General features: G+C 58.7%; 19 protein-coding genes and 2 pseudogenes. 10 read left to right on the top strand and 11 right to left on the bottom strand.

What is annotated here, in order from left to right:
* Positions 1 to 140 precede the first annotated feature (140 nt).
* Positions 141 to 3,374, top strand: a complete 3,234-nt coding sequence (locus ABJP42_RS02735) for a Hint domain-containing protein (RefSeq protein WP_348338361.1) — start codon at positions 141 to 143, stop codon at positions 3,372 to 3,374.
* Positions 3,375 to 3,461: 87 nt separating this feature from the next.
* On the opposite strand, the gene ABJP42_RS02730 is transcribed toward ABJP42_RS02735, so the two are convergent.
* The 7 genes from ABJP42_RS02730 to ABJP42_RS02700 form a co-directional block, all read right to left on the bottom strand.
* The gene (locus ABJP42_RS02730; RefSeq protein ID WP_348338360.1) at positions 3,462 to 4,049 is read right to left on the bottom strand and encodes a nucleotidyltransferase family protein; all 588 of its coding nucleotides are present in this window, start codon (positions 4,047 to 4,049) and stop codon (positions 3,462 to 3,464) included.
* A gap of 148 nt (positions 4,050 to 4,197) precedes the next feature.
* Positions 4,198 to 6,615, bottom strand: coding sequence for a GcvT family protein (locus ABJP42_RS02725; RefSeq protein ID WP_348338359.1), 2,418 nt, complete (start codon positions 6,613 to 6,615; stop codon positions 4,198 to 4,200).
* Between the two features lie 142 nt (positions 6,616 to 6,757).
* Entirely contained in the window at positions 6,758 to 8,380 is a 1,623-nt protein-coding gene (locus ABJP42_RS02720; RefSeq protein WP_348338358.1) for an MFS transporter, read from the bottom strand.
* The gene (locus tag ABJP42_RS02715; protein ID WP_348338357.1) at positions 8,377 to 9,687 is read right to left on the bottom strand and encodes an HlyC/CorC family transporter; all 1,311 of its coding nucleotides are present in this window, start codon (positions 9,685 to 9,687) and stop codon (positions 8,377 to 8,379) included. Before ABJP42_RS02715 ends, ABJP42_RS02720 begins: the two co-directional genes overlap by 4 nt.
* A 106-nt stretch (positions 9,688 to 9,793) precedes the next feature.
* Positions 9,794 to 10,759, bottom strand: a complete 966-nt coding sequence (locus ABJP42_RS02710; protein WP_348338356.1) for a tyrosine recombinase — start codon at positions 10,757 to 10,759, stop codon at positions 9,794 to 9,796.
* The gene (locus ABJP42_RS02705; RefSeq protein ID WP_348338355.1) at positions 10,760 to 12,301 is read right to left on the bottom strand and encodes a hypothetical protein; all 1,542 of its coding nucleotides are present in this window, start codon (positions 12,299 to 12,301) and stop codon (positions 10,760 to 10,762) included.
* A gap of 94 nt (positions 12,302 to 12,395) precedes the next feature.
* A complete protein-coding gene (locus ABJP42_RS02700) occupies positions 12,396 to 12,545 on the bottom strand; it encodes a hypothetical protein (protein ID WP_348338354.1) in 150 nt (49 codons plus the stop codon).
* Positions 12,546 to 12,626: 81 nt separating this feature from the next.
* On the opposite strand from ABJP42_RS02700, the gene ABJP42_RS02695 reads away from it, so the two are divergent.
* Positions 12,627 to 13,214, top strand: coding sequence for a shikimate kinase (locus ABJP42_RS02695; RefSeq protein WP_348338353.1), 588 nt, complete (start codon positions 12,627 to 12,629; stop codon positions 13,212 to 13,214).
* Between the two features lie 2 nt (positions 13,215 to 13,216).
* Positions 13,217 to 14,338: a 3-dehydroquinate synthase gene (gene aroB, locus ABJP42_RS02690; protein WP_348338352.1), complete on the top strand. Its 1,122-nt coding sequence runs from the start codon at positions 13,217 to 13,219 to the stop codon at positions 14,336 to 14,338.
* 6 nt (positions 14,339 to 14,344) lie between these two features.
* Here aroB and ABJP42_RS02685 read toward each other — a convergent pair whose 3' ends face one another.
* Positions 14,345 to 16,858, bottom strand: coding sequence for an ATP-binding protein (locus ABJP42_RS02685; RefSeq protein WP_348338351.1), 2,514 nt, complete (start codon positions 16,856 to 16,858; stop codon positions 14,345 to 14,347).
* A 5-nt stretch (positions 16,859 to 16,863) separates the two neighbouring features.
* Entirely contained in the window at positions 16,864 to 17,586 is a 723-nt protein-coding gene (locus ABJP42_RS02680) for a response regulator transcription factor (protein WP_348338350.1), read from the bottom strand.
* 259 nt (positions 17,587 to 17,845) lie between these two features.
* Here ABJP42_RS02680 and phnD point away from each other — a divergent pair, with 259 nt between their 5' ends.
* The 5 genes from phnD to ABJP42_RS02655 all read left to right on the top strand — a co-directional run bounded on the left by phnD (position 17,846) and on the right by ABJP42_RS02655 (position 22,372).
* Positions 17,846 to 18,829 (top strand): phosphate/phosphite/phosphonate ABC transporter substrate-binding protein, encoded by a 984-nt coding sequence (gene phnD, locus ABJP42_RS02675; RefSeq protein ID WP_348338349.1) that lies wholly within the window; start codon positions 17,846 to 17,848, stop codon positions 18,827 to 18,829.
* Positions 18,830 to 18,973: 144 nt separating this feature from the next.
* Entirely contained in the window at positions 18,974 to 19,747 is a 774-nt protein-coding gene (gene phnC, locus ABJP42_RS02670) for a phosphonate ABC transporter ATP-binding protein (protein WP_348338348.1), read from the top strand.
* The gene (phnE, locus tag ABJP42_RS02665) at positions 19,744 to 20,538 is read left to right on the top strand and encodes a phosphonate ABC transporter, permease protein PhnE (RefSeq protein WP_348338347.1); all 795 of its coding nucleotides are present in this window, start codon (positions 19,744 to 19,746) and stop codon (positions 20,536 to 20,538) included. The genes phnC and phnE (ABJP42_RS02665) overlap by 4 nt, the downstream gene beginning before the upstream one ends.
* Positions 20,538 to 21,347, top strand: coding sequence for a phosphonate ABC transporter, permease protein PhnE (gene phnE, locus ABJP42_RS02660; RefSeq protein WP_348338346.1), 810 nt, complete (start codon positions 20,538 to 20,540; stop codon positions 21,345 to 21,347). Before phnE (ABJP42_RS02665) ends, phnE (ABJP42_RS02660) begins: the two co-directional genes overlap by 1 nt.
* 122 nt (positions 21,348 to 21,469) lie before the next feature.
* Positions 21,470 to 22,372, top strand: a complete 903-nt coding sequence (locus tag ABJP42_RS02655; RefSeq protein ID WP_348338345.1) for a TIGR01459 family HAD-type hydrolase — start codon at positions 21,470 to 21,472, stop codon at positions 22,370 to 22,372.
* A gap of 282 nt (positions 22,373 to 22,654) precedes the next feature.
* Here ABJP42_RS02655 and ABJP42_RS02650 read toward each other — a convergent pair whose 3' ends face one another.
* Entirely contained in the window at positions 22,655 to 22,888 is a 234-nt protein-coding gene (locus tag ABJP42_RS02650; protein WP_348338344.1) for a LysE family translocator, read from the bottom strand.
* A complete protein-coding gene (locus ABJP42_RS20725; protein WP_490363176.1) occupies positions 22,889 to 23,254 on the bottom strand; it encodes a LysE family translocator in 366 nt (121 codons plus the stop codon).
* A 225-nt stretch (positions 23,255 to 23,479) separates the two neighbouring features.
* Between ABJP42_RS20725 and ABJP42_RS02645 the strand changes: the two are divergent.
* Positions 23,480 to 23,785: pseudogene (locus ABJP42_RS02645) on the top strand (transposase); the annotation flags it as partial.
* A 62-nt stretch (positions 23,786 to 23,847) separates the two neighbouring features.
* Positions 23,848 to 24,702: pseudogene (locus ABJP42_RS02640) on the top strand (IS3 family transposase).
* Positions 24,703 to 24,781: the final 79 nt, after the last annotated feature.

Below are 24,781 nucleotides of genomic sequence, written 5' to 3'. Positions count from 1 at the left end.
GTGAACAAGAGCTGAAAGCACTCTCCCATATTCAGGCAAGAGATTTTTGACCGTTCCTGGGGGCGGTTGGTTTTTTCGGACTGTGCGCTTCGATCCATGGGGCGAGTTTCAAGCGGCTGCAGGCCGACAAGGAGAACGAGATGGCTGACAATTTTGACAATCCGTATTCGGCCAATCTGATTGGGCTGTGGGACTTTCGTGACGGCTACACCAGCGATGACAGTGGTCTTGGCGATGGCATCGCGCAGGATGGTACTGCGGCTGGCGGCGCGAGCTTCGCCGGTGGCTGGATGCTGGGCAACGGCGATGGCAGCCAGTTCAACGTGGCGGGCGACAATGATGATCCTTTTGACCTTACGACCGGCACGGTAATCACTTCCTTTAAGGCCAATGCCTATCCGGGCGTAGGCGATCAGACGGTTGTTAGCCGCGGCCTGTCCTCTGAGGATGACGCGGATGGTGAGAACTTTGTTATCCGGGTGACCGAGGACGGCACAGTACAGTTAAGCCATGCGGATGGTGGCAATTCGGTCGCCTTTGAAACCGCGCCGGGCTTTTTTGTTTCTGGCGATGTGGTGACCGTTACCTATGGCTGGAGCCCAGGTGGCGTCTCGCTGGTGGTGGAAAACACCACCCAGGGAACAACCTATACAACTGGTGACGATGTTGTGGGCATGTCGCTAGATGTTGCTGCGGATGGCGAAGATAGTTTTGTCATTGGTGCTGATGGTGACGGCGGCAATTCTTTTGACGGTGGTATCGATTATGTGGCTGTGCTGGACGACAATGTTGTTCAGATCAACGGTGGTGGCTTGGACGGTATTGTGGAAGGCACCGCAGGCGATGATCTGATCGACACGGCCTATCTTGGTGATCCCGAAGGCGACCGCATCGATAACGATGACGCCATCAACCCCGCAGACGGCCCGGATGATGATCTGGTCAATGCCGGTGCCGGGGATGATACCGTTCAGGCAGGCGAAGGTGACGATACCGTGCATGGTGGCAGCGGCTCCGACAGCTTGGTCGGCGGCGAAGGCAATGACGTGCTGCAGGGGGACACTGATGTTCCTGGCCTCAGTGATGGTGGTACGCGCGAAGTGTTCCAGTGGGATCTTGCCCCTGATCCGGATGGCGGTGATCCTGTAGATCCGGGCGATGATCTCTCGGGCGGGTTTTCGCAGGATACCGGATCCGTCACTGTTGATTTCTCGGTCTCCAGCAGCTCTGGCGATACCGGCACAGAATTCACGGACGTGTCCCAGTTTGTGGGCAATATCAACACCGGCGGTAGTGCGGCAGATCCGCAAAGCGGGCTGAATGCGGATGTGAGCTCGGATGGCAGCACCGCTGACTATCAGCTCGATTTCTCTGATCCCGTTGGGGATGTATCGTTCCGTGTCAGCGATATCGACGCTGATAGCGCCGTGATGATCACCGCCTTTGATGCCGATGGGAACCCGGTTGTGGTGAACCTGGCCGGTGGCCCTGGCTTGACCATGGAAGACACTGACGCGATTGCTGGCTATGATACAGCCTCGGCAAAGGATGACGATACCTTTACCAGCGATGACAATCCTGACACCTCAATGCTGGTGACAATCCCTGGCCCGGTGTCCTCGATTGTGATCACCCATACGCAGGATGGCGCCATCAACAGCAGCGTTGTTGTCAGCGATGTCTATTTTGACGCGCTGGGAACTCCGACCACTATCGTGCCGGGGAATGATACCCTGGATGGTGGCGATGGCGATGACGTCCTGGTTGGCAACGATGGCGAAGACTCGTTGATCGGTGGCGATGGCGATGACACCCTGGATGGTGGTGACGGCGATGACACCATCGAAGGCGGGGACGGGTCCGACAGTGTTGTCGGTGGTGACGGTGATGACGTCATCGACACCTCTTCTGGTGATCCAATTCCGCTGCCAGATCGTGGTTTTGACGGCTATACCGGCACCACACCAAACATTCCTTTTGTGCCTGCGGATCCTGATCCCTTCAATGATCGCGACACCGTCGATGGTGGCGCCGGCAATGACCTGATCTCGACCGGCGACGACAACGACCTGATCGCAGGTGGCGCGGGCATGGATACCATAGATGGTGGCATCGATGACGATACCATCGATGGCGGCACCGAGGATGACCTGATCACCGGTGGCGAAGGCTCTGACGTTCTGCTCGGTGGTGAAGGCAGCGATACCATCTATGGCGGGTTGGATCCGGCCTTCCCCGATGGGTTGAACATCACCGATGATGGCTCGGATGGCCGTCCGGTTGATCCCGATCCCACCAATGGCATGGATACCATCGACGGCGGTGCTGGCGATGATGTGATCTATGGTCAGGACGACAATGACCTGATCTCGGGTGGCACTGGCAACGATATGATCGATGCTGGCATCGACAACGACACTGTGACCGGTGGCGAAGGCGATGACACCATCCTTGGTGGGCAGGGCGACGACGTGCTGAGCGGCGGTGCTGGTCTGGATGAGATTGATCTCGGCGCTGGCAATGGCACCGATTCCGTTCTGGGCGGCACCGGATCTGATACCATCACTGGCATCAGCCAAAGCGATACCGTGTTTGGTGGCGAAGATGCCGATGACAGCGACATTGACGTGCTGGACCTGCGTGGCGTGGCCGAGGCGCAAAACCCCGGTGGCACCCTCGAGGTGGAATATGACCCCACCAACCCCGAAAACGGTACTGTCACCTTCCTGGATGCTGGCGGCGCAGTGACTGGCACGGCCAATTTCTATGAGATTGAAAACGTCATTGTGCCCTGTTTCACACCGGGAACGCTGATCGCAACGCCTGAAGGCGAACGCCGGGTTGAAGATCTTGTGGCTGGCGATCGCATCATCACCCGCGACAACGGCATTCAGGCCATTCGCTGGTTGGGCAAGCGCAGCCTCGAAACTGCGGATCTGAAAAAGGCCGAGCATCTTCAGCCGATCCTGATCCGCGAAGGCGCCCTGGGCAATGGTCTGCCAGAGCGTGACATGATGGTTAGCCCCAATCACCGGGTGCTGGTGGCCAATGACAAGACTGCGCTCTATTTTGAAGACCGCGAAGTTCTGGTTGCGGCCAAACATCTGACCGGCCTTGCCGGTGTGGACGCGGTAAAGACCAGTACGGTCACCTATATCCACTTCATGTTCGACCAGCACGAGGTTGTGCTGTCAGATGGCGCCTGGACCGAGAGCTTCCAGCCTGGTGATCAGACCCTGCGTGGCCTGGACAATGCCCAGCGCAACGAGGTCTATGAGATCTTCCCCGAGCTGAAATCGGAAGAAGGCCGTGAAGCCTACAGCTCTGCCCGCCGTTCGCTGAAACGCCATGAGGCCCGCCTGCTGGTGCACTGAGTCAGCAAAAAACGCAGATCAAAAACAACGGGCAGAGCCGCAGGGGTCTGCCCGTTGTTGTTTTGAAACAGGAGTTTGAATCCGATTTCAGACTGCGCGGGTTGCACGCCATTGAGCCCAGGCCTCGGGCGTGTCGAGATCGGTGACCGCGCGCTGGCTGGGCAGGGCGATCAATTGTACGTCTTGGGATTTCAGCACTGCCCGCGCGCCTTGGTCGCCGGTGATCTGCCGTAACGCCGCAAAGCAGCGCCGTGGAAACAGTACCGGGTGACCAGGGGTGCCATTTTCTGAGGTTGCCCGCAGAACCGGGCTGTCAGCGTCGTGAAAATGTGCCGCCAGATGCGACAGATCCTGGGCTTCCAGCTCTGGCATGTCGCAGGGCAGGATCATCACCGCATCAGTGTCCGCGGGCAGGGCTGCCACGCCTGTGCGAATGGAGGCGGCCATGCCTTCGGCTGCATCTGGCACCTCAATCAAGCGGGCGGTGCCGGTGGCTGAAACCCGTGGATGAGACAGAGAAGGCACGGTCACAAGGCAAGGCAGCCCGGTCAGAGCAGCGCGCCGACAGATCAGTGTGAGCAGCTTCTCCCCATCTACTTCCTCCATCAGCTTGTCCCGATCTCCCATCCGCGAGGAGGATCCGGCTGCGAGGAGAAGAATTGCGATTGTGCTCATGAAATACTCCCGTGGTGTCAAGCTGCCAGGTCGGATGCCTCCGGCGGGAATATTTTGGGAAAGATGAGGGGGGAGGGCCAGCGAAAAAGCGGCAAGATACTCGCCCCCGGCCGTTTAGGGGGCGGAAATCTTGTGAAAATTGGCTGGCTTAGCCGCGCATGCGGGCGCCATCGGCGTCAAAGAGCGGCTCTGTGATCAGTTTTGCCCGGTGCATTTCGCCTAGGATTTCGATCTCAACCTCCAGGCCAGGCCGGACCTGAGAGCTGGGCACAAAGCCCAGCGCGATGGATTTTTGCGCATGGTGCGAATAGCCCCCCGAGGTGCAAAAACCAACGACCTCACGGTTGATCGAAATCGGTTCATAGGCGATGACATCGGCGTCTGTGGCCTCGACCTCAAAGGCGCAGAGCCTGCGGGAGGGGCCTGTCTCGCGCTCGGCCTCGGCCTCGGCACGGCCGATGAAACTGGTAGTTTTCTTGAAGGAGATAAAACGGTCCAACCCGGTTTCAGCTGCGGTGTAATCGGGGGAGTATTCGCGCAGCCAGGAGCCAAAGAATTTGTCCAGCCGCAGCGACATCATCGCCCGCATGCCAAAGGGTTTCATGCCATGGGCCTGGCCTGCTTGCCACAGGCAGTCCCAGAGGCTGCGCTGACTGGGAAGATCGCAGTAGATCTCGTAGCCGAGATCGCCGGTGTAGCTCACCCGTTGCACCAGACAGTCTGTCATGCCGACTGTCATCTGCCGCAGATCCATGAAACGCATATCTGACAGATCCTGCCGGGTGCAGGCCTGCAGCACTTCGCGCGCCTTAGGCCCGGCAATCTGGAAGCCATTGCGGGTGTCGGAAATGTTTTTGATGTCCACCTTGCCCTGCTGATGCTGCAGGAACCAGCGCATGTGGTAGGCCTGCGCCCCGTAAGAAGCGGTGAGCTGAAAGTCTTCCTCGCTGAGGCAGGAGATGGTGAAATCGCCGATCAACCGTCCCTTGGGCGAAAGCATCGGCGTGAGGCTGATGCGACCTGGCTGGGGCACCCGGCCTGCCATGATCCGATCGAGCCAGGCGCGGGCGTCGGGGCCGCTGACCTGATACTTGCCAAAGTTGTGAACCTCATTGATACCAACCGCTTCGCGAACGGTCCTCACCTCGCGGGCGGTGGCCTTAAAGGCGTTGGAACGGCGGAAAGAGGGGGTCTCATAGCGGGGCTCATCTGCTTTGGCAAAGTAATTGGGGACTTCCAAGCCGTACTGCTGCCCCCAGACTGCGCCCATTTTGTCAAAGATGTCGTACATCGGAGTGGTGCGGAAGGGGCGCGCAGCGGGCAGCTCTTCGTTGGGGTAGGCGATGGAGAAGCGCTTCTGGTAGTTTTCAATCACTTTGGGCAGGGTGTAGCCAGGGGTAATCCAATCTCCGTAGCGGGCGCAGTCCAGTGCCATGGTGTCGCGTTCGGGTTCGCCCTCGATCATCCATTGTGCCAGCATCAGGCCGACACCGCCGCCCTGGCTAAAGCCGGCCATGACCCCACAGGCGGACCAGTAGTTGCGCATGCCAGGCACCGGGCCGACCAGCGGGTTGCCATCGGGGGCAAAGGTGAAAGGACCATGGATTACGGATTTCACCCCGGCGGCTTCGAGCGCGGGGAAGCGTTTGTAGGCAAAATCAATAGATGCTTCGATCTTGTCAAAGTCGTCGCCCAGGAGTTCATGGCCAAAACTCCAGGGGGTGCCATCCACCGCCCAGGGTTTGCAGGGCTGTTCGTAGAACCCAATGCACAGCCCCCGGCCTTCCTGGCGCAGATAGCTCTCGCCTGCGGGATCCATCACATGGGGGTGCTCACCACCGCCGTCGATGATCTCGGCAATCATTGGCACCTCGTCGGTGACGATATATTGGTGTTCCATCGGGTGCAGCGGGAAGTAGACACCAGCCATGGCGCCGACTTCGCGTGCCCAAAGCCCGCCGGCATTGACGATATGTTCAGCGTGAAGGGTGCCTTTGTTGGTGACCACATCCCAGGAACCATCGGGGCGCTGGTTGGTCTCGATAACTTTGGTGTGGGTCTCGATTGTGGCGCCACCCATGCGGGCCGCCTTGGCATAGGCATGGGTGGTGCCAGAGGGATCAAGGTGTCCGTCCAGAGGATCATAAAGCCCGCCCACGATGCCGTTGATATTGGTCACCGGGGCGATCTTGGCAATTTCCTCGGGGCTGACGATTTCGGTCTCCAGCCCCATGAAACGGTGCTTGGCACGCTCTGCCTTCATCATGTCAAAGCGTTCCTGATTGTCTGCCAGGGTGATTCCGCCGACATGGTGCAGCCCGCAGGACATGCCGGTGATCTCTTCCAGCTCGCGGTAGAGCTTGATCGTATAGCCCTGCAGGGCGGCCATATTGGTATCGCCATTGAGCGTATGAAACCCACCAGCCGCGTGCCAGGTGGAGCCGGAGGTGAGCTCGGAGCGTTCCAACAGCATGACGTCAGACCAGCCCAGTTTGGTCAGATGGTACAGAACCGAACAGCCGACGACACCGCCGCCGATCACGGCCACACGTGTAGTGGTCTTCATGAGGCTTCTCCCTGAATGAGGCTTTTCTTTATTCTGGACAGAAGTGAACAGTAGTCCAGTCAAAAAGCGACACGGCTGGTCGCTGCCCGGCAATTGCCTTGCCGGCGGGAGCTGTCTGGCCGGCAAGGCAGCCCGTTTGTGATTAGTCTGAGCTGTGCAGAGGGCTCATTTGCACCAGAAGGACCGTGACGAGCGGGATCGCCAGTTTTAACAGCGCAACGGTGATCAACAACATCCCAAGGCTGCTGTAATCCGCTTGGGTAAGTACCTCGCCAGAGCTGTCCTTGACCTCGCGTGTGACCAGAAAGATCTGGTTGAGGTATTTGGTACCCAGACTTGAGGCGGAGAGCGCCAGATTGGTGAAGGAGGCCATAACGGCAAAGAAGGTGGCTTTGAGGTTGCTGGGGGCGTTGCGGGCAATCCAGGCCAGCATTGGGATCATGGCGATCTGTCCCAGCGGCGATTCCACTGCTGTATCCACCAGCGCGATAAAACGCGCATCCACCACCCCGCCGGTCATTGCGGCGGTCCATTCATGCATACCGTAGTAGAGGCCGATGTTGGGCAGGCTCAGAACCGCTTCGGTGAGGGCGAGAAAGGTGATGATCCAGGCGATGGTGTTATTGGCAATCAGCGGTCGTAGCAGCACCATGCCAGACAGGGTCAGCAAGGACGAGATCAGGGAGAGCACTGAAAGAAATTGCGGATCAAACCCAAGCACGTCAATTTCGAACCAAGAGGCGGCTGCGCCATTCAGCGGCGTGGCGCGATAGGCAAAGATGATGATGGCAGTGCCGATCAGGGCGCGGGCCTGCGCGGGAGCCAGCGATTTGATCAACTGGCGCATCAGTAAGAGGACGATCAACATTGAGCCGGCAAAGACCAGCTCCTGCGACTGGGGAACGTCGCTGAGACCAACCCCAAGAGAGAGCGCCACAAAGGCGCCGCCGCCGATGAAGTACCACCAGTTCACCGTGACCGGATCGCGGGGCAGGGTCAGGCGGCTTTGGATTTCTGCGCCGCTCAGCCCCAGTTTGCGCAGCCGTGCCCCCATTTGCGTTCGCTGCAACAGGGCGACGGCGATGCCGGTGAGCGAAAGCAAGGGCACCATAAGGGCCAGCAGATAGATCTGCGCATAAAGCGCGCCTTTCTCAGTCTGCGGCAGTGCATCAGCACCATCAAACAGCCAGACATTCATCGCGGCAGCCGCACTGAAACCGCCAATCAGGGTGATCCGGCCCAGGGTCTGCATGGTGGTGTGCATGACGCGAGACTCGTCAGCGGAGAAACTGCTGCCATCCGGCCTTTGATGCGGGATCGCCTCCACCGACATGGCATCGGCGACAATATCCTGCAGCACAAAGCCACAGGGCGCCAAAAGGGCCGAGGTCACATACCAGGCATTGGCGGGCATGATCCGAAGCATCGCCTCGGGGGAAATCAGTAGTCCGGCGATGATGCCATAGCTCGCGGCCATCAGCACGGCGCCAAGCAGGATCAGCAGGTATTTCCACCGCCAGATCAGATCGACCAGATGTCCCAGTGGCATCTTCAAGGCCCAGGGCAGTCCAACCCAAAAGGCCAAACCGGCCAGAAAGGCGGCCTCCAGGTCGAGGTATTCTTTGACAAAAAAGGTGCTGGCCACCGAAGTAAGACCCTGCACCCCATAGGCAAAATAGATCAGCAGCGGCGGCAGAAAGCTCCAGCGCAATTGCCGCAGCAGGTCCAGAACAATCTGGTCAAACCATTGCGCAGCGCGGCTCATGTCAGGGGACGAACTTTGAAAGCGGTGATCCGGTTGCCCTCGCGGGCGGTGACCTCAAAGCGAAAGCCGTGGAACGAAAACACCTGGCCTATGGTGGGGATCATCTGCGCCTCGTGGATGACCAGCCCGGCGATAGTATTGGCCTCTTCATCGGGCAGGTTCCAGTCGGTGGCACGGTTCAAGTCGCGAATGGTGGTGGCGCCTTCGACGATGTAATTGCCATCGGCCTCCATCTTCACCAGCGATTGCTCCGCCGGATCAAATTCATCGGTGATTTCACCCACGATTTCTTCCAGGATGTCTTCGAGCGTGATCAGCCCCTGCAGGGCGCCGTATTCATCCACCACCAGGGCAAAATGGCTGCGCATCCGCAGGAATTGCCGCATTTGATCGTCCAGGGTGGTGGTCTCCGGCACAAAATAGGGAGGCTTGGCCACTGTGGTGATCTCAAACTTGGCCAGCGCGCTGGCGTCGCCTTCGGGGCCACCGATCTGGGCGTACATCTCGCGCAGCAGGTCCTTGGCATGGACAATGCCGATGATGTTTTCTGGCTCAGTTTTGAAAACCGGCAGGCGAGTATGGGGCGAGGTCAGGCATTGTTCCAGAATATCCGCCGGTTCTGCATCCGCATCAATCATCTGGATATGTGAACGGTGCAGCATGATCTCTTCGACAAAACGATCCGACAGGTCCAGCGCGCCCAGAATCCGGTCGCGGTCTTCCTTTTCCACCACGCCTTCGGAATGGCCCAGATGTAGCGCCCCGGCGATTTCTTCTCGCATTGCCATGATATGGCTGTCCGGGTCGATCTTAACCCCAAAGAGCCGTAAAATGCCGCGCACCAGAAACCGGACCGCCGCCACGATGGGGGCCAGAACAGTCACCAAAAGCCCAATCACTGGCGCCACAGCCGAAGCGGCTTTTTCGGCATTGGAGATCGCATAGGTCTTGGGCAGGACCTCAGCAAAGATCAGCACCAGAAGGGTCATCACCAGGGTGGCAAAGGCAACACCGCTCTCGCCAAATGCGCGGGTCAGCAGCGCCGTTGCCAAAGAGGTAGCCAGAATATTGACCAGGTTGTTGCCCAAAAGGACCGAGCCGATCAGCCGTTCGCTGTCTTCGGTGACATCCAGCGCCCGCTGTGCCCCGCGCGATCCCTTGTCGGCCTGGGTGCGCAGCTTACCGCGCGAGGCCGCCGTCAGGGCGGTCTCTGAGCCGGAGAAGAAGGCAGAGAGCACCAAAAGAAGCAGGATTGCCCCGGCTGAGATCCAGAATGCGCTGTCCAAAACGGTTTGGGCGGTGTCCATGGTGGGTCCAAATTCAGTTTGTGTTGCTGTTTGTTATGGGCTGCAGTGGCCTGCCAGACAAGCCTCGTTGCGGGGCCAGTCTGCAAAACGCCGGGCAGGGGGCTGGCTACTGCTCGTCTTGGCGGTCCTTGATCGTCGAACGCGCGAGGGGGTGGTGCTCCAGCACCAGCTCGCTCAGCCGGGCGTCCAGAACATGGGTGTAGATTTCGGTGGTGGCAATATCAGCATGGCCCAGCAGGGCCTGAATGGCACGCAGATCAGCGCCATTGGCCAGCAGATGGGTGGCAAAGGCATGGCGCAGGGTATGCGGCGTCACTTTTTGCGGATCCACCCCGCCGGTCACCGCCAGCTCTTTGATCAGCAAATAGAACCAGTGCCGGGTCAGATGGCCGTCTTTGCCGCGAGACGGAAACAGGAATTTTGTACTGGGCTTGCCCTTGGCCTGACGCGCGGCCTCGGCTTCGTCCCAGATCTGTAGCCAGACCCGCAGCGCCTCCCGCGCTGGCGGAGAGAGCGGCACCATGCGCTCTTTGCCGCCCTTGCCAAGCACCAGGAGCATATTGGGATCGCCCCGCGCCGCCGTCACCGGCAGTGAGACCAGCTCGCTCACCCGCATGCCGGTGGCATAGAGTAGCTCCATCAGGCAGGTGTTGCGCAGGCGGTCTTCTGGTTTGCGTCCTGTCTGGCGGGCGGCTTCCAAAAGGCGATCGACCTCGATCACCTCTAAGGTCTTGGGTAGTTTCTTGGCCCGGCCCGGTCCTTTGATCTGGATCGCCGGGTTGTCGTTGCGCCAGCCTTCTTCAAAGGCAAATTGATAGAGTTGACGCAGTGCTGAAAGACGCCGCGCCCGCGTTGCTTGTGATAGTCCCTCGGCGTCGCAATTGATCAGATAGGCCTCGACATCGCCGCGACTGGCCTTCGCAAAATCCCCTTGGCGATGCGACAGCCAGGCGGCGGCATCCTTCAGGTCCCTCCCATAGGCTAACAGCGTGTTGCGCGCGGCCCCGGCCTCCGCTGCCTGGGCCTCCAGAAAGGTGGAGATCCACTGGAGATCATCCCGCGGAGCCGACATTCAGCCCCGCCCCAGTAGCATCAACTGCAGGGTGGCGCGGCGCGCGGTGTCTTCCAGCCCAACCGCCCGCAGAGCCGCAAGCGCCTTGCTCAGGTCGCCAAGGTTGCCCTGCGCCCCGCGGGCAAACAGGTCCATGGTGCGCAAAATAGCCTCGCCCAACTGACCATTGTCCAGCAGAGCCCGGATTTTTGGTGGCACCTCTGCCTCTTCCTCAAACCCCTTGAGGATTGATCCGGCCAAAGGGGAGGGACCGCGCTGCTGGCTGCGGGCCGAAGGGGTTGCGCTGGTCTCTCTTTCGGATTGGACAGTCGTGGCTGCGTCATCGGAATTCAAAGAGATATTGCTGCCCGGATTGCCCGGTGTGCCCTGGGCCAGAGCTGCAAGGAATGTATTTTCTGGGGTGTCACTGGGCAGGCTATGAGAGGCGATCTCATAGGTTGGGGCCAGGAGGCGAATACGCCAGGCCAGTTCAGCGGCTTCACCGGTGAAACTGAACCGCGCTAGCTGGGTGGAGAACAGATCGGCAAAGCCCACTTCTAGGCCGGCCTGCTGCATCGCTTGCCAGACGGCGGGCAGTGCATTGGCAACCGCATCGCTATTGCCGCTGTTAAGCGCGGCCTCAAAATTCTGCAGCGCTGACACCCGGTCCCAAACACCGCCAGAGGCAGCAGGGCTGCGATCCGTGTAGAGCCCCAACAGCTGATTGGGGTTAAGCGCCCCGGCGCGGGTCAGGCGTTCGGAAGCCTCAAGCTGGGCTTTCCACCCAGCAATATCGCGCAGGTCGGCAGCAGAAAAAGCCCGCGGCAGGGGGGCTGTGGGCAGACGTTCGCCAATGGCCTCATAAAGACGGAAGGTCAGCGGGTCAGGCCTGTCCGGCAAGGGCAGGGGCGGAGCGAGCTCAAAGATGTCCGGGTTCAGAAAACGATCCAACAGGTTCAACTGATCCTGAGGCAAAAGCTCCAACGCATGGGCGGATTCCAACATCAGGGCGGCCGTGGGCCAATCGCCACGTCGCGCGGCGCAGAAAATGCGGGCGCGGTAGTCAGGCGCCAGATAGGGCGCGGCCACCAGGGCAGCGCAAACACGATCTTCGTCGCCGCTCAGCAGAGCGGTGAAAAACCAGCGTCGAAACCGCGCCGGCGTAGCGGTGGGGCTAGCCTGCTCTACCAGGGCCTGCGCCGGGTCCGTCGCGCCCAGGGTAATCAGGCGATCCAGCCGCGCCAGCAAAACCGCATCGCCTTCGGCTTTGAGCGGGCGGCTTTCTGACAGCAATAGCGTGAACAAAAGCGACTGCATTGCCGGATTGCCCTGCACCGAGACCGAGAGAATAAGATCGGCAATCGTGCCGGGGTCACTGCCGCGCCACAGATCGACCGGCAGGCCTGTCGCTGAAGGGGCAACCAGCCCAATGGGGGGCAAAAGCGCCTGCAGTGGTGTCACGGTAACTTGCGGCTGGCTGGCACTGCCGGTGACGGGCGGCTCCAGCAGGACCGTGCTGGGCAAAGGCGCGGTATCGTCAGGCTGCCCAAGCCAATCGATCACCGTGAGAGGTGCCTGGGCCAGAGCGATTGTCGCGCTTAAGGTGCTGATATAAAACGCAAAAGTAAAGACCCTTAATGCTGGATTTTGGCGCTGTTTAATCTGCATCTAGCACAACCGGTATGCGTTGTTCCTGCAACGGAACGCTAAAATCCGCTCCAAACCAGGGGCCTAGGTAGGCATAGGCCACCAGCCCCAGCGCTGCTAGAACCGCAAAAATGAGAAGGTATTTGATCAGTCGCCCCATTGCACACCTATTGCCTGCTTCTTTGTATTTTGAACAACTTATATATGGCCTTTTTTGCAATATCACGTCATTCACTGAAGAATGAGCGAAAAAGAGCAAATGACCGAGGTGGATGCCACACCTCCGGGGCCAGGACGGCTGAAAAAAACCATTGTAATGGTGGGCATGATGGGGGCAGGCAAGACCGCCGTGGGCCGTGCCCTGGCTGCGCGATTGGATGTGCCTTTTCTGGACAGCGATCACGAGATCGAATCTGCTGCCAATATGACGATCCCTGAGATTTTTGCCCGTGACGGTGAGGCCTTCTTTCGCCTTAAAGAACGTCAGGTGATTTCCCGGCTGCTGACCGAAGAGTGTGGCGTGCTATCGACCGGCGGCGGTGCCTTTCTGGCGGCAGAGAATCGCGAGACCATTACCCGCAACGGCGCCTCGATCTGGCTACAGGCAGATCTTGAGGTGCTGTGGAACCGGGTGCGCCATCGCGACACGCGCCCCTTGCTGAAAACAGCAGACCCCCGCGCCACCCTGTCAGAGCTCTACGCGGCGCGGGTGCCGCTCTATGCCAAGGCGGATCTGGCGGTGATCTCGGATGGGCAGGCCTCGATTGAGGAAATGGTTGACCGGGTGCTGGATGCCTTGAAGTCTCGCCCCGATGTGTTGGAGAGCTGAAGATGGAACGTATCGTGCATGTCCCCCTGGAGGGGCGCGAATATGATGTGGTGATTGGGCCAGGGCTGTTGCAGGAGGTGGGCGCGCGGATCGCACCCTTCCTAAACCGGCCACGCGTTGCGGTGCTGACGGACGAAAACGTTGCAGCGTTACATCTGGAGAGCCTGCGCAGTGGGTTGGCCAAAGCTGGGATCGAAATGGTCTCGCTGGCCCTGCCCGCCGGGGAATCCACCAAGGCTTGGCCGCAGTTCAGCCGCGCGGTGGAATGGCTCCTGGAGCAAAAGGTCGAGCGCAACGATGTGGTTGTCGCTTTTGGCGGCGGTGTGATTGGCGATCTGGCCGGGTTTGCTGCCTCGGTCCTGCGACGGGGCGTGCGGTTCATTCAAATCCCCACCTCCCTGTTGGCGCAGGTGGATAGCTCGGTTGGGGGTAAGACCGGCATCAATGCGCCTCAGGGCAAGAACCTGATCGGCGCCTTTCACCAGCCCACCCTGGTGTTGGCGGATTCTGAAATTCTTGGCACCCTCACAGCGCGGGATTTTCTCGCAGGTTATGGCGAAGTGGTCAAATATGGGCTGTTGGGGGACGCGGCGTTCTTTGCCTGGCTCGAAGAGATGGGGCCAAAATTGGCAGAAGGCGATATGGCTGCACGGGTTGAGGCCGTAGCGCATTCAGTGCAGATGAAGGCGGATATCGTCGAACGCGATGAGACCGAACAAGGCGACCGGGCACTGCTCAACCTGGGTCATACCTTTTGCCACGCCTTGGAAGCGGCCACGGGCTATTCTGACCGGCTGCTGCACGGCGAGGGTGTCGCCATTGGCTGCGCGCTGGCTTTTGAGCTGTCGTCCCGGCTAGGGCTATGCAGTCAGGAAGACCCAAGCCGGGTGCGGGCGCATCTCAAAGAGATGGGCATGAAGACCGACCTCTGTGATATTGAGGGCGCGCTCCCGAATGCTGACGCGCTTTTGGGGCTGATGGGGCAGGATAAAAAAGTGGTGGATGGGCAGCTGAAGTTCATTCTGGCGCGCGGTATCGGGGAGGCGTTTGTCACCGCAGATGTTCCCAAAGAAGTGGTTTTGTCGGTGCTGAAGGATGCGCTGAAAGACTGCGCCCAGGCCTGACCCCTGCTAAGGCTTACCATTTTGATTTGCGGTGAGGAGGAGCTGTTTCACCTCATCCTCACCTAAGGGTTTGGTGAGGATGCTGAGGTTAGATATCGCGCTTAACTCGCTGGGCACGATTGGGTTTTCCCGCGTGGACATCAGCGCCAGCTGACAGGCTGGGTGCAGGTCATGGCCGTGTATCAACAACTCCCAGCCAGAGGCACCGCTGTCCAGATTGAGATCGCTTAGGATGAGATCCGGCCTGGACAGGTTTTCAAGCTGGTCCAGCCCCTGATGGAAGCTTGTTGCCTGTGTCACCGCATATCCCAGCTGTTCGAGAGCTTTCGAGGCAGAGGCGAGGGAGGCTGGATCGTCATCCACCACCAGTGCGGATCCGGGGCTAGAGACGAGCGCGGCACCGTCATGCTCTGTTCTGAGGGCAGGAAACTGCAAAGTCACGGCTGTCCCTTGGTTTGGCGGTACCACCCGCGAGTTGAGCAACAACTGGCCACCGGACTGATGAACAAACCCATCTACCATGGAGAGCCCAAGTCCGGTGCCACTGCCATCAGCGCGATTGGTGAAGAAGGGCTCGGTGGCGCGGCGCAAAACTTCCGGACTCATGCCCGCGCCGCTGTCTTGAATGGTAAGTCGCGCGCCATGATCATCTCGTACCGTCAGGGTCACAGTACCAGCGCCCTCAATCGACTGCCCGGCATTGACACAGAGGTTGAGCACCGCGCTTTCCAGCTGTCCGGGATCCACCCGCGCCAGAACCGGCTGCTCTGGTGCTTGATACTGGAGGGTGACCTCCCCGGGCAGGGCGATTTCCAGCAGGTCGACCATTCCGTCGATCAATTGGCCGATATCAGTAACCTGCGGTTCCAGATGCTGTTTGCGCGCAAAGGCCAAGAGCCGTTCTGTCAGGGAAACACCCAAGTCAACCGCAGAGCGGATGCGGGCGCGAAAATGTTGTGACTGCGCAGGTTCAGCGCTTTCGAGCAGGTGAAGATTGCCAGATATACTGGAGAGGATATTGCCAAAATCATGGGCGATTTCACCGGAAACCTTGCCCAGGGTCTCCACCCTGCGGATTTCTTCCAATCGCTCTTCGACCTTTTTGCGTTCCGTGGTTTCCGACAGCAGCCAGACAGCGCCGCCATCCGGCAAGGGCGAATGGCGCAGCTCCAGCACATTGCCGGAGGGGTCGGTAAACTCTTCAAAACCGCCCGGCTCGTCGGCGCTGGCCCGGGGGGAGAAAGTGGACTGCGCCATCAGCATCGGGATTGGGACCTGGTGTCCCTTTGGAGCGGGGGGAAGCCGGAGCAGCTGGCGTAGATTGTCGTTTTCGGCCTCGATCTCACCCTGGGCAGAAGTGATCGCCACTCCATCGGTGATATTGCGAAACACCCGTGAAAAGAGCGCGTTCTGGTGTCGGATCTGGCTGGTGCGCCGGTCCAGTTTGCGGGCGTTTTCACGAAACACCGCAAAGGCGGCGAACAGCTGGCCAATTTCATCCGTGGATTTTGGCCCCTTGGGCAGATCAGCGCGATGGTTGCCGGCCGCCAATCGGCGCATGGCTTCAGCGATGCGTTGCAGATTGCCGGCCACATAGCGCGAGACATACTGCGAAGAGCTGATCGCCACCAAGAGGCTCATCAGGGTGAGGGCCAGAAACCAGTTTTTGGCGATGCTGAGATTGTTTGATGTCTCGGCCCTCGCCTGCGACAGCCGAGCCTCGGCTTGGGCCACTTTGTCTTCGGCAAAACGGGTGATCCGGCTGGCCTCTTGCCGGATGCGATACAGGGCGTTTTCCGCATCCAGCTGGGCGGCAATTTCCTTGTGTTTGAGCACAAACAGGCCTTCGCTGCGGCTTAGTACCCTGTCGATCTCGTCAAAGGTGGCGCGTAGCGGAGGCAAGAGTTTCGGCTGAAGGGCCGCTCTGGCCTGGGCATATCGACGCGAGAATTCCCCCAGTTCAATCAGCGCATTGGCCCGCACGGCACCTATGGCGCTGGCGGTCAGCTGTTGCAGCCCAGTCCAGATCTCGCGCTCCGCCAGCGGGCGAGAGGTATCGCCTGCCTGCCGCCGGGCCCGTTGGTTCAACCGCTCAAGACCACGATCAATTGCCACGAGATCGGCCTTGCGGGCGGTCTGTGGTACGAGGGCCGTGGTCAGATCGTCAATCGCCAGCCGCAGCCTGGCCAGTGGCAGATCCAGGGCGGGCTCTCCTTGGGCCTGGGATTCTATCTTTCGGAGGGTCTCCAGCACGTCCTGAGATTCCTGTTCCAGCTGAAAGGGGGGAAACAGCGCATATAGAAACGGGGCCGAGGTGGCGAGATCGGCTGAGAGGCGGGACAGGTTCAGCGCGTCAGAGACCTCTGCCAGGGTGTCTTGATGCAGGGTGTTCATCCAGAACTCCGTCCGGTTCAATACCCGCAATCCGATGAGGCTGACCAGCAACATCAGGCAAAAGAGCACGGCGAGGGCGGCAGTGAGGCGAAATCGAACGCTGAGGTGGCGGAGGGCAGGGATCATGGGCTTCAGTTTGGTGCCAGGTGGAAGATATAGCCCTGCGCCCTGCGGGTCTGCAGGTGCACTGGTTTGGACGGGGTGGCTTCGATCTTGCGACGCAGGCGCAAAATCAGCACATCAATGGTCCGGTCCACATAGCGCTGCATATCCGAGCCCAGCTCTTCCAGCAGTTCTGGGCGCGGGATGACCCGGTTAGGATTGCGGGCAAAGTATTCCAACAACCGGTATTCGGCATTGGTCAGCGGGATCTCTTCGCCGACCGCATCCAGCAATCGGCGCGACGGTACATCAATGCGCATGGGGCCAAAGTGGATTTCTTTGCCGGGGGAGGCGCTGGGTTTGGCGGTGCCATGGCCATAGCGGCGCAGCACCGCGCGTATCCGGGCTACTAGTTCACGGGGGTTGAAAGGCTTGATCATGTAGTCATCGGCCCCGGTCTCCAGACCGATGATCTTGTCGATTTCATCCCCTACACCGGTGAGCATGACAATGGGGATTTCGTAGCGTTCCCGTATGTGGATGGCCAGCGTCAGCCCGCTTTCACCGCGCAGGCGCAGATCGATCAGCGCCAGATCCACCTGAGGCGGATCTCCAAGCGCCAGGAAAGCAGCTATATCTGCACAGCAGATCGCGTCAAAACCGCTTTCGCGCATCAAGGCAGAAAGCGTGTCACGTACATCTGCGTCATCGTCCACAATGGCGATGAGCGGCTCGGACCTCCCTGCCTGCATGCAACCCTCCTCCTGCCACATCCTGCGTACTATTGGGGGCCGGTGTTGATCAGCCCCTTTGCTTCAGTGAAGCAAATCCTGCCAGATTTTAAGAGGATGTGACGGGGATTGTAATACTGTTAACATTAAACCGCAGTTTTGGCGGTTTCGTTAACACGACGCGGCTCGCGTCACGGCAAAGCGACCTCCTATCGTGATGAGGTCAGCGTCGAACCTGTGGGTTAGGGATCCGGAGGTCGGCGTTTTTAGGGAGGACAACATGACAAAATTCATCACCCGTGCCGCTGGGGCACTGGGCATTCTGACTGCGAGCACATTTGCAGCCTCTGCCGCCGAAGACTGTGCCGAGAGGGGCGCGCTGGACGTGCTTTATTGTGACGCCAATGGCGATCTGGTGGCGGATACCCCCACTGATCCGGCCAAGTTGAGCAATCCGGACACTCTGGTCTTTGCCTATACTCCGGTTGAGGACCCGGCGGTCTATGCCGATATCTGGGCTCCCTTCATCGAACACCTGGAAGGTGTGACCGGCAAGGATGTTCAGTTCTTTGCCGTGCAGTCTAATTCAGCCGAAGTTGAAGCCATGCGTTCGGGCCGCCTGCATGTGGCGGGTTTCTCAACCGGGCCAACCCCCTTTGCGGTCAACTTGGCTGGAGCCGTGCCCTTTGCCATCATGGGCGCCGAGGATGGCCAGTTTGGCTACAAGCTGCAGGTCTTTACCCAGGCCGACAGTGATATCAAATCCGTTGGGGATTTGGCCGGTCGCCGTGTGGCCCATACCTCGCCAACCTCCAACTCTGGCAATCAGGCGCCACGGGCACTGTTCCCCGGACTGGGTGTTGAGCCCGACAAGGACTACGAAGTGGTTTATTCCGGCTCCCATGACCAGTCGATGCTGGGCGTGGTTGCAGGCGATTACGACGCGGCGCCAGTGGCCTCCGAAGTGGTGGATCGCATGGCCGAGCGTGGGCTGTATGACACGGCTGATGTTCGTAAGATCTGGGAGAGTGATCCTTTCCCCACGACCTCGTTCAACGTCGCCCACAACCTTGATCCTGAGCTCGCTGCCAAGATTAAGGAAGCCTTCTTTACCTTTGAATTTGAAGGCACAAAACTAGGTGAAGAATTCGCAGGTGTAAGCAAGTTCATCCCGATCACCTATCAGGATCAGTGGGCGGTCATCCGCCAGATCCAGAAGTCCAACGGGGTGGAATACACACCTCAGGGCCTCGCCGGGAAGTAACCTAGCCCCGCCAAAAGCACGGTCGGCTACAGCGTCGGCCGTGTACTTCTGCGTCCCGGTACCGGCCTGCGCCTGTTGCTGTGCTTATACCTGTATCGGCAACTTGCTGTTGCTTTGCCCTCGCGCAAATTCCGAAAGACCACCATGCTAAAAATCACCAAACTGACCAAGCGCTACGGCACTGGAGATCCGGTTCTAAAAGAACTGGATCTGACCGTGGAGGGCGACCAACTCACTTCTGTTATCGGCTCGTCCGGGGCGGGCAAAAGCACGCTGCTGCGCTGCATCAATCGTCTGGTCGAACCCACCTCTGGCTCTGTTGATCTGAACGGTACTGAGTTTACCGCACTGAACAGTCGTGATCTTCGGATTGCGCGGCGGCGCATCGGCATGGTGTTTCAGAGCTTCAACCTCATCGACCGGCTAACCGTAATGGAGAATGTGCAGTCCGGGCGACTTGGCTATATCTCCACCTGGGCTGCCTTGACGCGGCGCTATCCGCGCGAAGACATCGCCCGTGCCTATGAGCTGATGGAGCGGGTGGGCATTGCCCATTATGCCAACAAACGCGCGGATGAACTCTCCGGCGGCGAGCGTCAGCGGGTCGGCGTGGTGCGTGCCCTGATGCAACGGCCAGAGATCCTGCTGGCGGATGAACCCACAGCCTCGCTGGATCCAAAAACCTCAGAGCAGATCATGTCGCTGCTGCGTGATCTGGCCTCGGAACTGAAATTGCCGGTGATCATCAATATCCACAATGTGACCGAGGCCAAGGAATACAGCGATCGCATCGTTGGCATGCGCTATGGGCGGATCATTTTCGACGACCTGCCGGATCAGCTTGGCACTGCAGAGATGGACGAGATCTATGCCGGGGTTCCGGCGATGGACCGCGCCGAGGTCGGGGCAGTGGCATGAGTCAGGCAAAAGGCAGCTGGCGTAAACCGCCCTTCATCGCCAACCCGTTGATACGGTTAGGTCTTTACGGCGCAGTTGCGCTCTATTTCATCTTCACCCTGGCGACCTTGCCGATTGACTGGGAACGGGTGTCGGACGGGATGAGCCGCGCGCAGCGGATTTTCAGCGGCGCCTTTCCTCCCAGTTTTGAGCGGTCCGGCTTGATGATTGATGGTTTCCTCGAAAGCCTGAAAATCGCCATCCTGGCCACCGTTGGGGGGATTCTATTGTCGGTGCCTTTGGCCTTTATGGCGGCAGGCAATATTGCCATCAAACCGATCTATCTTTTGGGCCGTGGCATCATCATTGTGGCGCGCAGTTTCCACCCGGTGATTGTCGCCATCATCTTTGTGAAGGCAGTAGGCTTTGGCCCCTTTGCCGGGGCGCTTACCCTGGTGGTCTATTCCATTGGGTTCGTCGCCAAACTGCTGGCGGAACGGATCGAAGAAATCGATTTTGGCCAAGTCGAAGCCATGCGCGCTGCTGGGGCGGGCTATATCGTGACATTGGCCTATGCGGTGCTGCCGCAGATCATGCCCCGTCTTGTGGGACTGGGGATCTACCAGTTGGACAGCAACCTGCGGGCCTCTGCTGTGGTGGGCATTGTCGGGGCAGGTGGCATTGGCGCGACGCTGGCCAATGCCTTTGGCCGCTATGACTACGATTTTGCCCTCGCCATCACTATGGTCATCGTTGGGGTGATCCTCATCTCTGAGGCGGTGAGCGGATTTATCAGAAAGCGGATCGCGTGATGAGCACTCAACCTCTGCAACAAACCCTGGACCATTGGTCCCGTTTCACCCTGCGCCAGCGCCTGATGCGCTATGGTGGTCTCGCGCTCACCCTCTTGGTGGTGGCCTGGGCGCTGAGCAGCATCAATGTGATCTGGGAGTGGGTCTGGGACGCGCCCAATCAGATGGGGGATCTGTTTGCCCGGATGATGCCACCGGACCCGCGCAATCTACCTTCAATTCTGGAGGCGATCTGGCAGACGGTGAATATCGCCACCCTGGCCACAATGATTGCCGTGGTTGTCTCCCTGCCGGTGGCCTATATCTCGGCGCAGAACACCACGCCAAACCGTATCGCGCTCTGGATTGGGAGGTTCATTCTGGTCTCGTCGCGCTCAGTCAATACCATCATCTGGGCGCTTCTGTTCGTGGCCATTTTTGGACCTGGGATCGTGGCGGGCATTGTGGCGATCATGTTCCGTTCCATCGGGTTTCTGGGTAAGTTGCTGGGTGAGGCAATCGAGGAAATTGACCAGAAGCCGGTGGAGGCGCTGGAGGCCTGCGGGGCCTCCCGCTTCAAGATTGTGCTCTATGCCATTGTTCCACAAGTGATGCCGGCCTTCTTTGCCGTGGCAATCCTGCGCTGGGACATCAACCTTCGGGAATCCACCGTGCTGGGGTTGGTTGGTGCTGGCGGTATTGGCATGATCCTGCAAGGCGCAATTGATACCTTCAACTGGCCTGAGGTCTCCATGGTGCTTTTGACCATCCTGGCTTTGGTGGTCTTTGGCGAGGTTGTGTCTTCTTACCTGCGCAAAAAGATCCTGTAACCAATACCCAGGACCTCAAGATCTCCCTGCCTTGTGCCACGCCGGGAAATGGTGTCTTGAGAAAGTGAAACAAAGACCAGATCGCCGCCCCAACGGGTCGGCATTTGCATGAAAGTGGAAAGATGATCGATACCAATTGGGCCTTTAACAGATATGAATCTGTGCGATCTGTCCTGCCTCCCGCAGTCTTTGCCAGCCGCAGTCAGACCGGGCAAGATCTGGGCGATACAATGGGTGACTATGACGCCTATATTCTGGATGCCTTTGGCGTCTTGAATCGCGGCGAGACTGCTATTGAGGGCGCGGTTGAGCGTATGGCCATGCTTCGCGCTGCGGGCAAGCGGCTGGTGGTTCTGACCAATGCCGCCAGCTACACCCGCGCTGAAATTCTGGCAAAGTATCACCGGCTTGGCTTTGACTTTCAGGCCGAAGAGGTGGTTTCCAGCCGCGATGTGGCCTTTGCAAATCTGCCGCAATTGCAGGATGGCGGGATCTGGGCCGCTGCCGCTGCTGAAGGCGATGATTTCAGCGATGCGCCCAAAACAGCGCGGATCAAACAGCTGGCTGATGACATGGAACTGCTGCGCAGTGCTGCTGGTTTTCTGCTGTTGTCGTCGGCGCGTTGGAGTGATGCAGACACGGAGGCTCTAACTTCCGCTCTCGAAGAGAACCCAAGGCCACTGATCGTGGCCAATCCTGACCTGGTGGCACCGCGCGAAACCGGCCTGTCGATTGAGCCAGGCTTGATTGCTCATCAGATCACTGAGCGTACTGGCGGAGAGGCGCAGTTTTACGGAAAACCCTTTTGCAACGCCTTTGAGGCAGCGCTGGCCCGGCTGCAGGGAATCGACGAAGGGCGTATTGCCATGGTGGGTGATACCCTGCACACGGATGTGCTGGGTGGGGCAGCTGTGGGCATTGGCACGGTCCTGATCACCGATCACGGGCTGTTTCGCGGCCACAATGTCGCGCACTATATCGTCAAATGCGGCATCCGCCCAGAATGGATCGTTTCCACCACCTAAGACCTAGACCTAGGTCAATCGGGGCAGGGTGCAGAGATGAAGTGGTTGGGGAGGCCCGCTGCCAGGGCATCTGGGGAGACCTGAAAAATATGCGATTTGAGCGCATCAAAAAAGGGCTGGCGAATGCCAGCCCTTTTCAAATTTTGATCGCAGGGTTTGCGCCTTGCCTAGGCTCTGGACCTATAAACAGGTCGCAGCGTCAACGGCTGCTTTGATCCAGAACAGACACCGGCAGAAAACACTGCTATGACCGGGTTGCGGACGAAGCGGGCTTTTCGCTTTTTACTTGCTGAATGCTGATCGCAAAAGGCCCACCCCCGCAATGGCGAAGAGACCAGCGACCGCGCCATCGACCCATTTGCGGACCCGCGCGTAGCCACTCATTGCTCTAGGCAAGGAAAAAGTGACTGCGTAAACAAAGTAGATAAAGAAACCCAGTGCCACGCAAATTGATGTGGCCAGCGCCACCTGCCAAACCCCATCACCATCCCCCAATCCCAAGGAAAGCGTCGACATCTAAGCGACAACAGCTTTAGGGTTTGATAGATTTAGGATGAGCCCGCGTTTGAACCATCTCCCGTTTGCCTCCTGTGGCGTCATGGGTGGCGTCTTTTCACAGGCAGATCGGGCAGTTTTGAAGGCAAGCCATAAGAGATATCCGCCGCCAAAGACCTTGAGAGCCGTTAGGGCATATGTCGACGCCTGTAAAACGGCTCCCACGCCTGTGGCCGCAACCAGTCCCCAGAAAGCCAATCCGACCGACAACCCCATACCGAAACGAAGCCCGTTGCTTCTACCAGAACTCATGGAAACAGTCGCCGCTGCCAAAGTTGCGGGGCCCGGAGAAGCAGCCACAACAAAAAATGCAATGCCAACCGACATTAACCGACCGGATCAATCATTAGTGAGAACTCCTAAAGGCATTTTGGGCAAAGAATATGGCGTCCGAACAGCTATTCAAGAATGCTAGGCAATGTCAATTTTGGGCTCAGCGCCGTCATCTGACTCTTTTTGTCGGATGACTGGATCGCGAAGTATAGCGGCCCTTGCGATAGTCGATTCCATTCACCCATTTAACGTGTTTCGTGTGCGCCAGGAGGATTATCCATGTCGCATCTGTTCTGGCTCAATCCAGAGCGTCTCAACCGCATCAAGCATATGTTCCCAAAGCCACATGGTGTTGCTCGTGCTGGCGACCGAAAGGTTCTCAGTGGCATCATCCATGTCATTCGCAATGGCTTGCGCTGGCGAGACGCTCCATCAGATTATGGGCCATATAAGACGCTTTACAACCGATGGGCGCGATGGTCCCAGATGGGCGTCTTTGCACGCATCCTGACCGTACTGGCCGCTCAAGGCGATGCAACAGGCACACTAATGATTGAAGCGACCCACCTGAAGATCCATAGAACTTGACCTGTCGCGGTTTGATGCCGCTCCTTTGATAGCATTTATTGCAGCAAAGGAGACGGGCTGTGGGACAGAAACGGACGGACAAATTCCGCCATGATACGGTGCGTATCGCGCTGACCAGCGGGCCTACGCGTAAGCAGGGTGCTGATGATTTGGGTGTCGGAATGTCGCCTTTGAACAAATGGATCACAGCCCATCAGGACACAGATGTGGTGTCGAAAGAGGATCTGAGCCTCGCCGAAGAGAATGATCGACTTCGACGTGAGATCCGGCTCTTCAAGGAGGAGAGGGAAATCTTAAAAAAGGCCACCCAGTTCTTCGCAGGCCTAAAGCAATGAGATTTGGGTTTACCGAAGAACACAGGTCTGACTTTCCGGCCAACCGACTTTGCAATGTTGTCGGCGTCAGCGCATGTGGTCTGCGTGCTTTCCGAACCCAACCAGAAATGGGCCGGTGACATCGCCTATGTGTGGACCCGTGAGGGATGGCTGTATCTTGCTGTGATCCGGGACTTGCATTCACGCCGTGTCATTGGCTGGGCGGTCAGCAATCGGATGAAACGGGACCTGGCGATAAGGGCGTTGAAATTAGCCATTGCGTTCAGAACACGGCCCAGAGGCTGCATCCACCACACGGATCGCGGGTCGCAATACTGCTCTCATGACTATCAGAAAATCCTGCGCCAGCACGGGTTCAAGGTATCGATGTCTGGCAAAGGTAATTGCTACGATAATGCGGCTGTTGAGACCTTCTTCAAGACGATCAAGGCAGAGCTGATCCGGCGATATCCTTGGGAGACAGGACGCAAAGCTGAGATGGCAATCTTCGAATACATAAACGGCTTTTACAATCCGCGCTGCGGCCACTCAGCATTAGGCTGGAAAAGCCCCGTCACTTTTGAACGGAAAGTGGCCTAAACGAGCACCTGGGGCGGCACAAATGCGCGACAGGTCCAGTTTTTCCGACAAAAAACAGGAAGCGAGTTGCTACACTCAT

The organism is Pseudophaeobacter sp., from assembly GCF_039971195.1.
GTDB lineage: Bacteria > Pseudomonadota > Alphaproteobacteria > Rhodobacterales > Rhodobacteraceae > Pseudophaeobacter.
Note: the sequence above shows the minus strand (reverse complement) of the source record. Positions and strands in the feature narration are given on the sequence as shown.

Bases quoted from the DNA above. Each gene is read 5' to 3' on its own strand.
- ABJP42_RS02735 (WP_348338361.1), top strand. From the start codon at position 141: ATGGCTGACAATTTTGACAATCCGTATTCGGCCAATCTGATTGGGCTG.
- ABJP42_RS02730 (WP_348338360.1), bottom strand. From the start codon at position 4,049: ATGAGCACAATCGCAATTCTTCTCCTCGCAGCCGGATCCTCCTCGCGG.
- ABJP42_RS02725 (WP_348338359.1), bottom strand. From the start codon at position 6,615: ATGAAGACCACTACACGTGTGGCCGTGATCGGCGGCGGTGTCGTCGGC.
- ABJP42_RS02720 (WP_348338358.1), bottom strand. From the start codon at position 8,380: ATGAGCCGCGCTGCGCAATGGTTTGACCAGATTGTTCTGGACCTGCTG.
- ABJP42_RS02715 (WP_348338357.1), bottom strand. From the start codon at position 9,687: ATGGACACCGCCCAAACCGTTTTGGACAGCGCATTCTGGATCTCAGCC.
- ABJP42_RS02710 (WP_348338356.1), bottom strand. From the start codon at position 10,759: ATGTCGGCTCCGCGGGATGATCTCCAGTGGATCTCCACCTTTCTGGAG.
- ABJP42_RS02700 (WP_348338354.1), bottom strand. From the start codon at position 12,545: ATGGGGCGACTGATCAAATACCTTCTCATTTTTGCGGTTCTAGCAGCG.
- ABJP42_RS02695 (WP_348338353.1), top strand. From the start codon at position 12,627: ATGAGCGAAAAAGAGCAAATGACCGAGGTGGATGCCACACCTCCGGGG.
- aroB (WP_348338352.1), top strand. From the start codon at position 13,217: ATGGAACGTATCGTGCATGTCCCCCTGGAGGGGCGCGAATATGATGTG.
- ABJP42_RS02685 (WP_348338351.1), bottom strand. From the start codon at position 16,858: ATGATCCCTGCCCTCCGCCACCTCAGCGTTCGATTTCGCCTCACTGCC.
- ABJP42_RS02680 (WP_348338350.1), bottom strand. From the start codon at position 17,586: ATGCAGGCAGGGAGGTCCGAGCCGCTCATCGCCATTGTGGACGATGAC.
- phnD (WP_348338349.1), top strand. From the start codon at position 17,846: ATGACAAAATTCATCACCCGTGCCGCTGGGGCACTGGGCATTCTGACT.
- phnC (WP_348338348.1), top strand. From the start codon at position 18,974: ATGCTAAAAATCACCAAACTGACCAAGCGCTACGGCACTGGAGATCCG.
- phnE (WP_348338347.1), top strand. From the start codon at position 19,744: ATGAGTCAGGCAAAAGGCAGCTGGCGTAAACCGCCCTTCATCGCCAAC.
- phnE (WP_348338346.1), top strand. From the start codon at position 20,538: ATGAGCACTCAACCTCTGCAACAAACCCTGGACCATTGGTCCCGTTTC.
- ABJP42_RS02655 (WP_348338345.1), top strand. From the start codon at position 21,470: ATGATCGATACCAATTGGGCCTTTAACAGATATGAATCTGTGCGATCT.
- ABJP42_RS02650 (WP_348338344.1), bottom strand. From the start codon at position 22,888: ATGTCGACGCTTTCCTTGGGATTGGGGGATGGTGATGGGGTTTGGCAG.
- ABJP42_RS20725 (WP_490363176.1), bottom strand. From the start codon at position 23,254: ATGTCGGTTGGCATTGCATTTTTTGTTGTGGCTGCTTCTCCGGGCCCC.